Source organism: Neisseria sp. Marseille-Q2251, from assembly GCF_940793045.1.
Taxonomy (GTDB): Bacteria; Pseudomonadota; Gammaproteobacteria; order Burkholderiales; family Neisseriaceae; genus Neisseria.
In genome coordinates, this window is the sequence record NZ_CALNWV010000010.1 from 1 (window position 1) to 16,244 (window position 16,244).

7 protein-coding genes are annotated in these 16,244 nt (G+C 49.0%); 1 reads left to right on the top strand and 6 read right to left on the bottom strand.

All coding sequences use genetic code 11. The features are described 5' to 3' along the window. Both AAG834_RS05520 and AAG834_RS05525 read right to left on the bottom strand, forming a co-directional pair. Window positions 1-8,857 (bottom strand): ESPR-type extended signal peptide-containing protein (locus tag AAG834_RS05520; RefSeq protein ID WP_342031513.1); only part of this gene is annotated, 8,857 nt, incomplete at its 3' end. 647 nt (window positions 8,858-9,504) lie between these two features. Continuing rightward, window positions 9,505-10,434 carry a hypothetical protein gene (locus AAG834_RS05525; RefSeq protein ID WP_342031514.1) on the bottom strand — a complete coding sequence of 310 codons (930 nt, stop codon included), beginning with the start codon at window positions 10,432-10,434 and terminating at the stop codon, window positions 9,505-9,507. A gap of 251 nt (window positions 10,435-10,685) precedes the next feature. Here AAG834_RS05525 and ubiG point away from each other — a divergent pair, with 251 nt between their 5' ends. Continuing rightward, window positions 10,686-11,405 carry a bifunctional 2-polyprenyl-6-hydroxyphenol methylase/3-demethylubiquinol 3-O-methyltransferase UbiG gene (gene ubiG / locus AAG834_RS05530; RefSeq protein ID WP_070515236.1) on the top strand — a complete coding sequence of 240 codons (720 nt, stop codon included), beginning with the start codon at window positions 10,686-10,688 and terminating at the stop codon, window positions 11,403-11,405. Window positions 11,406-11,843: 438 nt separating this feature from the next. Here ubiG and ftsZ read toward each other — a convergent pair whose 3' ends face one another. From ftsZ to AAG834_RS05550, 4 genes are all read right to left on the bottom strand, one after another. Continuing rightward, window positions 11,844-13,034 carry a cell division protein FtsZ gene (gene ftsZ / locus AAG834_RS05535; protein WP_070515239.1) on the bottom strand — a complete coding sequence of 397 codons (1,191 nt, stop codon included), beginning with the start codon at window positions 13,032-13,034 and terminating at the stop codon, window positions 11,844-11,846. A 222-nt stretch (window positions 13,035-13,256) separates the two neighbouring features. After that, window positions 13,257-14,501 (bottom strand): cell division protein FtsA, encoded by a 1,245-nt coding sequence (gene ftsA / locus AAG834_RS05540; RefSeq protein ID WP_003779891.1) that lies wholly within the window; start codon window positions 14,499-14,501, stop codon window positions 13,257-13,259. Window positions 14,502-14,580: 79 nt separating this feature from the next. Continuing rightward, window positions 14,581-15,306: a cell division protein FtsQ/DivIB gene (locus AAG834_RS05545; RefSeq protein ID WP_342031515.1), complete on the bottom strand. Its 726-nt coding sequence runs from the start codon at window positions 15,304-15,306 to the stop codon at window positions 14,581-14,583. Next, the gene (locus AAG834_RS05550) at window positions 15,296-16,210 is read right to left on the bottom strand and encodes a D-alanine--D-alanine ligase (protein ID WP_107814152.1); all 915 of its coding nucleotides are present in this window, start codon (window positions 16,208-16,210) and stop codon (window positions 15,296-15,298) included. Before AAG834_RS05550 ends, AAG834_RS05545 begins: the two co-directional genes overlap by 11 nt. Between the last annotated feature and the right edge of the window lie 34 nt (window positions 16,211-16,244).

The following is a 16,244-nucleotide window of genomic DNA, read 5'->3' on the forward strand; positions in this document are numbered from 1 at the left end:
TAACCGCACCGCCCGCCGCTTGGCTGAGGGTGGTCTTGTCGGCGTTGACGGTGTACTCGGTGTTGTTGCCGTCCACTTTTTCGCTGACGGTAACGTTCTTACCGGCAACGACGGTGGTGGTTTTTTCAGTGGCGGCGAGTTGTTCGTTCAGTTGGGCGACGTTGACGGCGTCGGTGGCTGCCGTACCTTTGGCTACGTTGGCAATCTTGTTGCCGCCGTTGTTCAGACCGGCATTGGTCAGAGACACTTGGCTTGGCGAACCGTCCGCACCGATCTTCAGACCTTCTCCGCTCAGTACACTGTTGCCGGAGATGAAGCTGTCGGCCAGTACGGTAGTAGCGGAAACCGTACCGAATTCGACGTCGTCTGAAGTCTCAATCGTCAGCTCTTTACCGCTGCGTTTCACTCGGATGTTCTTACCTTGTTTCACAGTCACGGTGTCGCCTGCGGCGATGTTTTCACTGTCGCTGTCAGCTTCGTCGTTGGCTTTCAAGTTCCAGCCTTTACCTACGGTCTCTTTAACTGCGGCAATCGCGTCGTGAACGTTGTCTTTGCCTGTACCGCCGATGTTGGCAGTGGATACATTGCCGTTATCGTTCTTGGCTTCTCCACCCAAGATGGTTTTCAGGTTCACTTGAGTGGCATCCAACTGAGCTTCGGTCGCAGCTTTGTTTGAACCAGCGAGCGTGGTGTCTCCCAATGTAGTGTTGGTCAGTCCGCTGACAATACCTTCTTTACCGTCAATCACGACCGGTTTGCCGCCGTTCGCCGCGTCTTTGCCGATGGTGACTTTCTCGGCCAGGCTGAAGTCGATCGCTTTGCCTGTACCGCTTGTGGTAACGATATTCTTGTCTTTGCTTGTGTACTTGACAGTATCGCCCAAGTTCACTTTTTCAGACGACCCGTTGTCCGCAACGATGTTCAGACCTTTGCCGACTTCTTCGCCCACTTTATCCAAAGCATCTTGAATCGTGCCTACGGCTTCATGTTTCGTACCGTCTGCTTTGGTTACAGTAAAGACAGGAGCTTCAATCGCGCCGGTAGTCGGGTTAATGCTGGTATTCAACGCTTTGGCAATCGGGTTCAGCTGGCTGACGTTAACCGCATCAGTATCTGCCACACCTTTGGCTACGTTGGCAATCTTGTTGCCGCCATTGTTCAGACCGGAAGTAGTCAGAGACACTTGGCTTGGCGAACCGTCTGCACCGATCTTCAAACCTTCGGTAGTCAAGACGCTGTTGCCTGCGATAACACTTTCGGCAACCACGCTGGCAGCTTCTACTGAACCAGCTTTGACATGAGTAAACTCAACGTCGTCTGAAGTGGCTACAGTAATGTTCTTACCGTCACGGGTTACTTTGATGTTTTTGCCGTCTTTGAAGTTAACCGTTTCGCCGGCAGCAACTTTCTCTTCGGTATCGTCGTTCGCTTGCAGCTTCCAACCTTTTTCCACCGTCTCCTTCACAGACTTGATTGCGTCATGAACCGTATTTTGGTTAGTCCCGCCAATGTTGCTCATAGCGATATTGCCGTTGGTATTTTCTGCGTTACCGCCCAAAATGGTTTTTAGATTCACTTGGCTGGCATTCAGCTGTTCTTCGGTTGCAGATTGGCCTTTGGTGGCAAAGTCTGCGCCGCCCAACGTTTTGTTGGTCAGCCCGCTTACCGTGCCGTTCGTACCGTCAAGTACAATCGGGGTGCTGCCGGCTTTACCCAACGTAACTTTGTCGTTCAAACCGAAATCAACTTTGCCTCCCGACAGGGTTTTGGTCCTAATGTTGCCATCAATACCGGTGTAAGTAACGGTGTCACCTAAGTTGACTTTTTCAGTCGACCCTGCATCAGCGGCAATCTTCAGACCTTTACCCAACTCGTCGCCCACTTTGTCCAATGCTTCTTGAACAGTATGCACAGGAGTGCCTGCCGTACCGTCAGTTTGTTTGACGGTAAAGTTAGGTGCTGCGATAGAACCATCCGTACCAACGGTCGTGTTCAACGCTGTTGCCAACGGTTTGATTTGGCTGACATTTACCGCGTCGGCGTCTTCCGTACCTTTGGCTACTTTGGTAATTTTGTTGCCGCCGTTATTCAGACCGGTATTAGTCAGGGACACTTGGTTCGGAGATCTGTCATCACCAATTTTCAGACCTTCGGTAGTCAAGACGCTGTTGCCTGCAATGACGCTGTCGGCAACCACGCTGGCAGCTTCTACTGAATTAGCTTTAACATGAGCAAACTCGACGTCGTCTGAAGTCGCCACGGTGATGTTTTTGCCGTCGCGGGTTACTTTGATGTTTTTGCCGTTTTTGAACGTTACCGTTTCGCCTGCTGCTACTTTTTCGGCAGTATCGCCGTTGGCTTGCAGATTCCAGCCTTTTTCAGCAGTTTCTTTGACAGATTTAATCGCATCGCTGACGGTAGTTTTGCCTGTGTCGCCGATGTCGGTAACCGTTACCGTACCGTTTTGGTTGGTTGAACCTGTACCCAAAACATTTGCCAAATTAGTTTGTGCAGCATCTATCTGCTCTTCAGTCGCAGCTTGACCTTTGGTAGCGAAATCCGTATCGCCCAAGGTTTTGTTAGTCAGCCCGCTTACCGTGCCGTTCGTACCGTCGATAACAACTTTCTTACCGTCGGTTTTACCAATGGTGATTTTTTCGGCAAGACTGAAGTCGATATCCTTGTTCGTGCCACTAGTCGTAACGATATTTTTGTCTTTGCTCGTGTACTTGACGGTATCACCTAGATTGATTTTCTGGTTATTGCCGTTGTCTGCGGCAATGTTCAGACCTTTGTTCAACTCGTCGCTGACTTTGTTCAAGGCATCTTGAACAGTATGCACAGCCGTGCCTGCTGTACCGTCGGCTTGTTTGACGGTAAAGCTCGGCTGTCCGATCGTACCGTCCGCACCGACGGTCATGTTCAATGCTTCAGCCAACGGTTTGATTTGGCTGACGTTCACTCCGTCAGTTTCTTCCGTACCTTTAGCAACTTTGGTGATCTTGTTACCGCCGTTATTCAAACCGGACTTAGTCAGGGATACGGGATTATCACCGTTGGCAATGGTTAGACCATCGGTCGTCAGTACGCTGTTACCTGCGGTGACTTTAGGCGTAGTCAGTCCGTCATTGGTCAGAACACTATCACCCGCTTTGAGTTTATCGGCATTGACGGTTTGGACAGTGATTTCGTCTTTCAATTTGACTTTAATACCGTCTGTACCTGCTTCGGTTTCAACGTTTTTGTCGTCGCCTTTAATTGCCAGCGTTTCGTCCAGTTTTTTGGTTACGGGAGAGCCGCTATCGCCGTTAAAGGTAATACCTTTGGTATCGACGATTTCTTTCGCATCTACGCCTTTTTGAATCTCAGTCTTGGCGGCATCTGAAAGGTCAAGTTCGTAGTTGGTGGTTTTGGTTTGGTTACCGTTTATCGTTTCAGACGACTTCAATGCCAACTTACCGTCAGCTTTTACACTGACCGTGGTATTGTCGGCATGGACGGTGTAGGTTGTTTTATTACCCGCTTCCACAGCGGCAACATGGGTATTGTCTCCTTTTTCAACCACGCTGGTTTTTTCGCTGTTGGCAACAGCCTCATTGATGGCTTGTGCAACATCGGCAGCCGTGGCGAAAGCATCGCCTGCTTTATCTGCGCTGACTAAACCTCCAGTACTCGCTTTCAACGTAGATTTATTAACATTGAACGCGATACCGTCGGCTTTGTTTTCAGCAGTCGTACCTGTGCCGTCAACGAAGTTCAACGTGGAATCGTCTTTAGTCAACATTTTGGCAGCCGTACCGTTGACTTGTACGCCGATGTTTTGCAATGCGCTGTCGGCTTTTTTCAAGGATTCTTTGGTTTTGTCTGACAAATCCAAATTGTAGGTAGTGACATTGGTGGTTGTATCTTCAGACACCCCCAGAGTCAGACCGTTGTCTGCGCCTGAGGCAGAAACAACTGTGCCTTTGGCATTAACGGTGTAAATTGCCTGACCGTCCGCACCTTCGGTCTTCTTCACTTCGGCAACGTTTGTACCTTTTTGAACCTCGGTTTTCGCGGCTTTGACTTGTTTGTAGCTTGCTGCGTCGGTATCTACTGCGCCGTCGACAATGTTGGTAACTTTATTGCCGCCGTTGGAGAGTCCGCCAGCAGTCAGGCTCACTGGGTTGCTGCCGGAGCCGATGGTTACGCCAGAGCCGTTAACGGTCGTGCCAGCAGCGGTTACATCGCCGCTGAAGGCCGCAGAAGTCAGTCCGGTCAATTCTTTTGCCAGTTTGACATTCAGCGTGTGATTTTGGTCGTCTGAAACCACACCGATATTATTATCAGACAATTTAGCCCGATCAGTTTGTCCGCCTTTAACGGCCACGGTGCTGCCAAGTTGACGGTCAAACTTATTGCCAACATCGCCTGTAAAATTCAGAGGGCTATTAACAGCTCTATTCAAAGCAGACAGCGCATCGCCAACAGTATTGTAGTTAACTACGCTTGAATTAGATGGTGCTCCTGAAACAACCGCATATGTTGGCATAGAAACACTGCCGTCAGTTCCTACCTGTGTACCTAATGCTTCAGCTATTTTCTTCAATTGGGACACATTGACTGCATCATTATCTTTGATACCCGATTTCACATTACCAACAATAGTTGGTACGGAAGTTTGTGGGTCTTTGGCGTTCAAAGCGGCAATAGTGACATCACCGTTATATTCTTTACCACCATCTACATAAGTAAACGATACTACTTTTTGTCCGCCTACTTCTTTAACGTTGCGGGTTAAAAGCTTTCCGTCTTTATCAATATAAGAGAAAGGGGCGTCATTGCTAACCGTAGTCAGAGTGTTGACACGCAGATTATTCATTGCATCTTGGAGCTGCCCAACATTAACCGCATCATTAGTATCAGTACCTTTACCCAAATTAGTGATACGGTTTTCAGACATATTTAGTCCGCCTTTGGCAGTAACTACGCCTGTAAACTCAGGATTATCAACCGTATTGATACTTACAGTACTTCCTGACTGATTCAAATGGATATTTTTACCTGCTTCAAGTCGAAGAGTGGAGCCACTCGTGATTTCCTGTAAAGAATGGTTTTCAGCGCGACCATTGGTTCCAGCAGCAGCAGCCGTTTCTAATTGAAACGATTTAAAGGCTGACGTTTTCAAAGACGCAATTGCCCTGTCAACGGTATTTTCACCCGTACCACCAATATTATTCATGGTAATACTGCCGTCTTCAGCCAACTTTGCATTACTACCCAATACGTCTTTAACGGTTTTGGCAGTATTACCCAAAACGTTTTGTACCGCGTACAGCTGGCTGCCGTTGATGGCATCCGTAGAATTGCTAGAAATTTCGCCCGGAGCAACGTTTTTCAATTGGCGTTCGTAGCCTGCCGTACCGAAAGACACTTGGTCGCCAGGATTAACATTGTTGCCGCCTGCAAAACCTGAGTATTTCAGATTGTTAACAGTAGCTTCGTTGACGCTGGTTGCATTGGTTGCAGTCGTACTGCCCGCACCGATGGCCACAGAGTTGCCTTGAGTGGCTTTCGCACCCATACCGAATGCAGCAGAGGCAACGCCTAGAGCGCGTGTACCCGTACCGAAGGCGGTAGACAATTCGGCTGTTGCTTCAGATTTCGTACCGATGGCAACTGCCGCTTCGCCGGACCTAGTTTGAGACTCGCTGCCAACCTGCATCACATCACCGGTATAGTCTTGATAAACCTCTTTAACCGTTTTACCCGTACCGGCTACTGATTTTCCTGCAACGGTATCCCAGTCGTCTGAACCAATAGCAATAGAAGAATTGCCTTGTGCGGTTACATTGTTACCGATGGCAGTAGATTGGTCTCCCCATGCGTTGGCATATGCACCGATAGCAACGGTTTGATTGGTCTCTTTCTGGATTGCGGCCTCTGCAGTATTGGTTGCAGAAGCGTTATAACCGATGACGACAGAGCGCACGTTATTAGATCTTGCACTTTCACCGATAACAACCGAACTGTATCTATTGGCTTCTGCATTGTGGCCGATAACGACTGCGGAAAATTCATTAGCTTTGCTGTTTGTACCGATGGCAATAGAATTTTTGTCATCTACGTTTGCGTTGTTACCCAAAGCGATAGCATTTTCGTTACGAGTATGGCTGTTCAAACCAAGCGCCAAAGAAGCCGCACCGTCTGCATTGGCAGCACGTCCTAACGCGATAGAATCTTCTTTCCAAGCATTATTGCCCGAACCGATAGCAATAGCATATCTTTTATCAGCCTTCGTACCGGCACCGAATGCAATCGTGTCAGCACCATTAGCAAAAGCCCCTTTACCGATTGCCATTGCCCGATTTTGCACAGCATCGGCACTAGTACCGATAGCAACAGTATCTTCTCCTTTTGCTTTGCTTTCATTACCTACCGAAACAGCATTCAAATTCAGAGCTTGTGCTTGTCGACCTACTGCCACAGAGCCTATTGCTTGAGCATTAGCGTTGAAACCGAATGCTGATGCACCTGCTTTTTGAGCTTTGGCATATGGACCAACGGCAGTGGTAGAATTATCAGTAGCTCTTGAGCCATCACCTATGGCCACGCTCGATTTACCTGATGACTCAGTATCTTGACCGCCTGCAAACGAGTTTTGACCATAGGCATTTGCTTTCTGACCGATGGCGGTTGCATTCTTGCCGCTTGCTTTACTTAGTGCACCAACGGCGACCGAACCTTCGCCAGTAGTATCACCATTAATATCCCGATCAGAGCCTGCTGCCGCCTCAACGGTAGCCTTGCTACCTATCACAACTGCATTGCTCGCAGCCGCTTTGGCTTCTGGACCGGCGGCAATCGCGTTTTCGCCTGTCGCGCCGTCATTATTGTAGTTGGCTTTTGTTTTATCTGTGCTATTTACGCTATAAAAATGAGTTTGCGACGCGGCAGTCAGTTTGCCGTTTTCGATTTTGACAGTTTCTCCGTCCACTTGGACGTCGTATTTGATTTTAGTATTGCCGTTTGCTTCAGTATCGACGGTAACGGTAGTTGCATTGCCGTCGGCAAACTGTACGCTTTCACCGGGCGTAACAATGCCCTTCGGCGCGCCCGAATTATCTTTGACGGCAAAGCCTTGGTTGACGTAGTTATTAAGATTGGCCATCGCATTAGCGACGCTCTGAGCAGGAGCTGTATTGAATTTGGCTGTACCATTACCTGCCGTATTCGGCGTATCACTACCTTTGAGCACGTTATAAGATGGCAACGTTACCGTACCTTGACGGTTTGTAGGATCAGTACTCACAGCCGCGCCGCCGCCCAATGCATCGGCAACCGCTTTGGCGATATTGCCCGAACCTGCATGAAGCGCGTAAAGCTGGCTGCCGTTAATTGCGTCTGTAGAAGTCTCAGTAATCGCACCCGGCGCAACATTTTTAAGCTGGCGTTCGTAGCCTTTCGTACCAAAAGAAACCTGTGAACCGTGCGTCAAATTGTTCGTACCCGCGAAACCACCATAGGTAATACCATTTACAGTTGCAGTAGTTATCTTTTCCGCATTGATGGTAGTAGTCGAACCCGCACCGATGGCAACGGACTTATCCTGAGTAGCAGATGCACCCACACCGAATGCTGATGCACCCAAACCGCTAGCTGTCGTTCCCGGACCAAAAGCCGTTGACAATGAACCGCTCGCAACTGCCCTAACACCGACCGCAACTGCCGCCGTAGCCGCTTCCGTACCTTTATAACCCCCGGCCATATCAGAGCCAGTCAATGCCTTGTACTGTGCATTTACAGTTTTTTTTGCTTCATCCCAGTCATCGCCACCGATAGCAACTGATGAATCCCCTTTTGCGCGGGTATTGTTACCAATGGAGGTTGATTGTGCTCCTGTCGCCTGAGCATCTGGACCAATGGCAACTGCTTGGGTTGCGCCTGTCGCCTTAGCTCCCGTACCGATGGCAATACCTTGTCTGGAGGTTGATTTAATCTCTCCATAAACATGATCATCACTACCAATAACGATAGAAGCCTCTCCCGTTGCCTGTGTATTTTTACCGATAGCAATCGATTTAAGAATTGATGCATTCGCGTTCGTTCCAAAAGCAACCGCATCTACGCCCGTAGCCTTCGCATTCGTACCGAAAGCAAGCGTATCATTACCAGATGCCATCGCGCGTCGACCAATGGCGGTACTGCGATCCCCTGAAGCCAAAGTCGCGCCACTGCCGTCATTCAATTCTGTATTATTACCACGCCCAAAGCGGTCACTCCCCCCGATGGCAACCGCAAACTGGCCTGTTGCCTGTGTCCAACCGCCAATGGCTGTCGCACCGCGCGCCTTCGCCTCGGCGCGACCACCTAAAGCAGTAGTAAACTGATCGGAAGCAATCGTATCCGAACCAATAGATACCGCCTTAGCCGCATTTGAATTCGCGCTCGTACCGATAGCAATCGCATTATTACCATCAGCATACGTAGGCGAATTTGAATCACTACCACCGATTGCAATAGCACCCGTATTGAGCCCAAGAGGAGGTGCAGCCCTTGTTCCCGCACGCGCATAGGCACCAACTGCAATTGCACCTGTACCATTAGCATTACCGCCGTTGACAGCAGTTTCACCACCTCCACCACTTGCAACCGCAGCGGTAGGCGCAATCACCGCCCAAGCCCCTTCGGAAAATCCCAATAATGCCGCGCTCAACGCCGTCAGCCTGAATAAGGTTTTCAGACGACCTTCCTCTGAGGCGCGCACATCCCCTTCAGCACCTTCGCTGCTTGATTTGACACGTCCCTTCGCCAATTCGGAAGTAACGACGAAAGAGCCGATGGTACGGTTCCATACAACTTTGAAAATCTTATTCATAACAATCTCTCTTGGTTGGATTTATTAAAAAATATCAGATTGAATTCAAGCATATACAATCAAAATAAGACGTACTCCCCGCACTGCCCCGCCGCCGGATCTTCTTCTTCAGGCACACGCGGATTTTATGAGGCAGGCATTCATTTATTTTGTTTATATATTATTGAAAACCAATCAAGCTGACGTTAATTGTCACTTAGGTACAATTTTTAGAACATATCTATATCTTGGGAAATAGTGTTTTAAGCTAATCAACCTTACCGTTTGTTTAAAAAAAGCCCCGATAATCCGTAACTTTGCTTTTAAAATTAACACTTATTTACCAAATAATATAGAACTATGACTTTTATCCTGCAATTACCATGCCAAAGATGACATATCTGATTCATGCCTTCAGACTTCCATAAATCATTTATACTAAAATGAAAAAATGCCGTAAGCGAATTTTGAAAAAAGGTCGTCTGAAAATAAACTGCAACAAGATCATGGACATCACTCTCCCTGTTATAGTGGATTAATAAGCAACAAAACCGCCATTGCGACAAAAAGGTCGTCTGAAACCTAAATTTTGGGTTTCAGACGACCTTTTTGCTTGGCGGATTTATCCGCCCACCTTCATGCTTTTCTCTAGTAGATTATGCGTTGTTTTATTTCAATTTGCTGTTTTTCAATGATTTGGATGATGTCGGCGGCTGCAATGTTTCGACGGCGATGTCTTTGGGGTGCGCCGCGATAAAGGATTTGGTCGCGCGCATGATTGACTGTATGCGCGGGTCGTTCCAGCGGACGATTTGATGGTTTTCATCACGCTTGTCCGACCAGATAATCACGCCATCCATATATTTGCTGCTGATTTCGAGCATTTTCTGCCAGCGTTCGGCATCGATAAATTGTTTGAAATACGGGCTGTTGCTCGCGGAATAATATTGCGGCCAGAGGTAGCCGATGATTTTTTTGTCGGGATAGCGCTTTCTAATCTCGGCAACGGTGGTTTGGACGTCTTTTTCCCATTGCGCCAAATCGGGCGTGGTGATGTAGAACACGGGATTGGCATAGTCGCTGATGGCTGCGCTCATCTGACGGCGTTTGCTGAACTGCCGCCATTTTGCCAATACTGCCTCGTTGTCCGCCTGAGTTTGGTAGTAGCGGATGGCGTGCAGGTGTTCGTCGGGCAAGCCGTAGTTGCTGATGTAGGCACGGGGATTTTCTTCTTTGAAAATCCGGTACATACGGGCAAAATCGGTTTTAAGTTCTTGAGGCGTGAGGATTTGTCCGTCTTTTTCGGCAAACCAGGTTTCGATGTCGGTGGAAATGGTGCGGTAGCCTTCGCGATAGGATTGGCGCGCCAATTCGCGGATGCGTTTTTCGTTCAATACGCCGTGTTTGCGCTTGCCGGCAGGATCGGGCATCACCAGCTCGGATTCGTAAATTAGGAATACTTTGGACAATTTGTCGACAGTCAGGTCGGGTTTGCCGACGTAGTCCATGCGGTCGTAAATGATAAAGTCTTTGCCTGAGGCAAGCGCGGATGCGGCGGCAAGGAAGAGTAGGGATGCGGCGCGGATAAATGGTTTCATTGGGTTTTCTTTTTGGTGAAGGTCGGGGCTTGCTGTTTCGGCAATGCGAGGAGTGCTTGATATAAATTAATGGGAAAGGTCGAGGCAAACAAGGCGGAAGGGGTAAAAACAAGTCAAAGGTCGTCTGAAAAGGGTAAGCGGCGTTTTCAGACGACCTTTTGGCGGCTGGCGACAGTTTGTCTCTGTTCCATCCTGCCGCTTTGCTATAAAATCGAAACCCTCTTCAACCCGAAATCCAAATCAGGAAAATCATGATGGAAGCAGCCGGACAACACAACGTCGATGCGGACGAAATCGCTAAATTCAGCCAAATTGCGGATAAATGGTGGGATAAAAACGGCGAGTTCAAACCTTTGCACGACATCAATCCGCTGCGCTTGGGCTATATCGACTCGTTCGCGCAGTTGGCGGGCAAGCGTGTTTTGGATGTCGGCTGCGGTGGCGGGATTTTGTCGGAAAGCATGGCAAAACGCGGCGCGGCGCACGTTACCGGTATCGATATGGCGGAAAAGTCGCTGCAAACCGCCCAAGCCCATGCCGCTGCCGAAGGGGTGGACAATATCGATTACCGCTGCATCCGCGTCGAAGACCTTGCCGCCGAACAGCCGCACAGCTTCGATGTCGTAACCTGTATGGAAATGATGGAACACGTTCCCGATCCCGCCGCTATCGTCAAAGCCTGTTCGGAGCTGGTAAAGCCTGACGGTATGGTGTTTTTCTCCACCATCAACCGCAACCCTAAATCTTATCTTCATCTGATTGTCGGCGCGGAATATGTGTTGAACGTCGTTCCCAAAGGGACGCACGATTGGCAAAAATTCATTACCCCTGCCGAACTGGCGCGTATGTGCAGACAGGCAGGGTTGGATGTTATCAATACTAAGGGCATGACCTACAACCTCTTGACCCGCCGCTATTCTTTATGCGATTCGACAGAAGTGAATTATATGATCGTCTGCCGCCCTGCTTAAGGTTGTCTATTCCAAGCATGAGAAGGGGTCGTCTGAAAATTACGTTTAAGTACGTTTCAGACGACCTCTTTTCAATTTCTCAATAATATAGCTTGCTCGTCTATCCCAATTATGAGAAGAAGTCGTCTGAAAATTACGTTTAAACACGTTTCAGACGGCCTCTTTTCAACTGCTCAATAATATAGCTTGCTCGTTTCTTCAATTTAATTGCTTGAGTCAGGTCTCCCACAAACAAAAACCACTATTCCGCTCAAACGGAAATCCATCTTTTCAGTGGGAACTGCTCAACAAAACCCAAAAACCGAATCTCATCAATAGATTTTTATTCACAAGAAATATCAAAGGATATCAATGCACCACCCTTTTTGAATCCTTCAAAAATTATGCTCTACAATGCACAGATACAAAAAAGCCTGCTCAAAGCAGGCTTTTTATCGATTATTTATCAGGATTGTGCTGACGGCGCAAAATCGCAGGAATTTCAAAATCATCTAAAACAGACTGATTGCCGAAATCTGCCGCAGTCAGATTCATGGAGCGAATACCGCGGTTGGTTCTTACCAAGCTTTCTACACTACCCTGCTGTTGAACATGGGAATCATCGACTCCGCTAACCAGTTTTTGTGCACGGACAGCCGCACGCATTTGGTTTTCACTGCCGTTTTCTTTCAAACCGGTCGCAATAATGGTTACGCGGATAGCGTCTTCGCCCATATTGTCGTCTTCAGCAGTACCGTATTTGCATTCTGCTTCAGGATGCGCATTTTCGTTAACCACTTTCATGATTTCACGATATTCGGACATTTTCAGGCAATCCGGAGCGGTAGTGATGTTCACCAATACGCCGCGCGCGCCATCCAAAGTCACATTATCCAGCAACGGGCTGGAAATCGCTTGTTCGGTTGCCAAACGGGCGCGGTCGATGCCTTGGGAAAAACCAGAACCCATCATGGCGATACCTTTGATGCCCATTACGTTTTTAACGTCGGCGAAGTCAAGGTTGATGAAACCGGGACGGGTAACTACTTCGGAAATACCGGCCACCGCATCGCGCAGGACATTGTCCGCCGCACGGAACGCTTCACGCATGGTCACGTCTTCACCCAATGCGGTCATCAATTTGTCGTTCGGGATGATAATCAATGAATCAACCTGACCTTTGAGCTGTTCCAGACCTTCTTGGGCAATGTGTACTCGCTTGCCTTCGTAGCCGAACGGGCGGGTAACGACTGCAACGGTCAGGATACCCATTTCTTTGGCAATCTCGGCAACCACAGGAGCCGCACCGGTACCGGTACCGCCACCCATACCGGTGGTGATGAACAACATATTCGCGCCGCGAATAGCATCTTCGATGGCTTCGCGGTCTTCTTGTGCCGCAGCACGGCCGATTTCAGGATTGGCACCTGCGCCCAAACCACGGGTTAGGTTGGTACCCAACTGGATGCGTTTGGCCGCATTATTTTTACCCAAAGATTGTGCATCAGTATTAGCACTAATAAATTCAACACCTTGGATGGTGTTGGCAATCATGTTGTTAATAGCGTTGCAACCGCCGCCACCCAAGCCGATTACTTTGATGACCGCAGGGCTTGCGGCTGATTCAGCTACGTCGTAAACAAATTCCATTAAAATACTCCTGCGCGCCCTGCCTCGAGGACGGTCCAAAAATTAGATATTATCCGTATTATATAAGAAGTATTCCGACGCTGGCAAAATACTTCTTATTCATTCACCATTACCGTTATTTTTTTACTACATTTTTTAACGAAAGCACACAAGTTTTTAATTATTGCAATTGGAACTATTCCGACAGCAACTCATTTTCCCTGTAAGCAAGTAACGGAACAATCAGAAATTGTCTTTAACAAATTTCATCAATCTTGCCCACAGACTGATTTTTTCAGCCTGATCATGAACTACGATAGCGCCGGTCACCGGCGCACCGTCTTCTTCCCCCCTTGCCGCCTGCAAAAGACCGATGGCGGTTGAGTAACGCGGATTGCGGATGCGTTCAGATACGCCGCCCATTTCTTGAGGTACGCCGATGCGTGCAGGCAGGGCGAATACTTCTTCGGCAAGCTCAACGATACCGGTCAGCATAGACGCGCCGCCGGTCAGAACGATACCTGATGTGAGGACTTCTTCAGGGAAGCCGGAACGGCGCAATTCGTTCAGGGTCAGCTCTAAGATTTCTTCGACGCGAGGACCGATAACGCTTGCCAAAACGCGGCGGGAAATCTGACGGGGCTGGCGGTCGCCGACGCTGGGAACTTCGACCATTTCGTCCAAGCCATCCATATCGGGAATCGCGACGCCATAGTGGATTTTGATGTATTCGGCAGCGCTGTGCGGGGTGCGCAGTGCTTGTGCCAAATCTTTGGTAATCAAATCGCCCGCCACGGGAATCACGGCAGTATGGCGGATGGCGCCGTTGGTATAAACGGCAATATCGGTCGTACCGCCGCCGATATCGATGACGCACACGCCCAAATCTTTTTCGTCTTCGGTCAAAACAGCCTGACCGCTCGCCAAAGGCTGAAGCATGATTTGGTCCATCTGCAAACCGCAACGATGGATACATTTTTGGATGTTTTGCAGGGCGGTATTGGCACCGGTAATAATATGTACGCGGGTATCGAGACGGACGCCGCTCATACCGATAGGCTCTTTGACACCGGGTTGGTTGTCGATAATGTACTCTTGTACCACGGTATGCAGGATATTGTGATCCGGCGGGATATTGATGGCTTTGGCGGTTTCGATAGCGCGATCGATGTCGGCTTGCGAAACTTCACCGTCTTTGATTTTGACAACCCCTTGCGAATTCAAACTGCGGATATGGTTACCTGCGATACCGGTTGTAACGTGGCTGATTTTGGTGTCCGCCATCAATTCTGCTTCATTGACCGCCTGCTGAATGGCTTGGGCTGTTGCGTCGATATTGGTTACCATGCCTGCTTTAAGACCGCGAGACGGTGCCTGCCCGAGTCCGACAATATGGATTTCGTTATCGTCTTGTACTTCGCCAATCAGGGCGATGACTTTGGATGTGCCGATATCGAGGGCACTGATATATTTACCTTGTTGTTCCATTATATTTGCTCGTTATTTCGCTGGAGTTATAACTATTTGTCTGTATTGGCAATAGTTGCTTCACGTTGTTTGTTTGGCTTTAGTCGTCTGAAACATTTTCAGACGACGTCTCTGATGTGTAACGCACGGAAAATCCGTCTTTATACCGCATATCAACGTAGGATAACCGATTTTGATTTTTACGCAACAGCGTTGGCCAAATTTCGGCGAAAAGCTGTAAGCGTTTGATTTCGTTTTCCCTTCCCAGTCTGACGGTAATCCCATTGTCTAAGATCACCAACCAAGCGGAGCGCGGCGTATAAATCAGTTCTTTAATCGCCAAATTTTGCCGGCGGAGGATGCCGGAAAATTCTTCGTAGTGTTTGACCATGTCCTTGCCTGTACCCGGCTGTCCTTCAAAAACGGGCAACTTGGCTTTGAGCTTGGCGTCAAACACATTGCCTTTGGTATCGACCAAACCGCCGCTGCGCCAATGGGCAACAGGCACGCGCTCGGTCAAATGGATTTCGACGGTATCGGGGAAGCGGCGGCGCACCATAGCGGAATCCACCCACGGCAGCTTTTGAAAGGCCGCCTGAATACCGTCCAAATCGGCACGGAAAATATTGCTGCGCGTGTGCTGTTGAGCAGCGCGCTGAAGTTCTTTCCCATCCGAATAAGTCAGCTTGCCCTGTATGGACACTTGTTTGACGGGAAAATGATTGGAGTTGTATAGCCAGGCTATGCAGGTGCCGATGAGCAGCAATGCCATCAGCAGCAATAGCCAGCGGGTCAGCCGACCCAGTGCGCTTGCGTCATCCCACATGTGCGGTTTTCAAAATTTCAATGCATAAATCGGCAAAATCCACGCCGGTATGGGCAGCGGATTTCGGTACTAAACTGTGGCTCGTCATACCGGGCAATGTGTTGATTTCCAAGAGGTACAGCTTACCGTCGGTATCTTTGAGGAAATCGACGCGCACGCACCCATCTGCCCCGATTGCCTGCGCCCCGCGGACTGCCAGAGAGCGCATCAGGTTTTCTTCAGCCTCGCTCAAGTCTTCGGACGGACATTGATAAACAGTGTCGTCGCGGTTGTATTTGGCTTCGTAGTCGTAAAACTCGGTAGCGGGGATGATGTGTATGCTGGGCAGGCCTTTTCCGTTCAACACGGGGCAGGAGTATTCGCCGCCGCCGATGAATCTCTCGGCAATGATTTCGCCTTGAAGGTGTTTCAATTCTTCGTAAACGCTTTTCAGACGACCTTTTTCTTTGACTTTCACAACGCCGACGCTGCTGCCTTCGGCTGCCGGTTTAACGAACATGGGCAAGCCGAGTTGCTGTTCGACGGCATCGAAATCCGAGTCTTCGTGTAAAACGACAAACTCGGGAACAGGCAGCCCCAAGGCTTGCCAAATCAGCTTGCAGCGGTATTTGTCCATGCCGATGGCTGAAGCGGCTACACCGCTGCCGGTATAAGGAATGCCCAACAATTCTAACGCGCCTTGAACGGCACCGTCTTCGCCGTAAGTGCCGTGGAGGATATTAAAAGCAGTTTGGAAACCTTGGGTTTTCAATTCCGCCAAGGGTGTTTCTTTAGGATCGAAGGCGTGTGCGTCTATGCCTTTGCTTTTTAAGGCATTCAAAATGGCGGCACCGCTATCCAACGAAATTTCGCGTTCGCTGGAAAAGCCGCCCATCAATACGGCTACTTTGCCAAAATTCTGCATTGTTTTTGTTCTTTCTTGATTGCTTCTTTGTTTG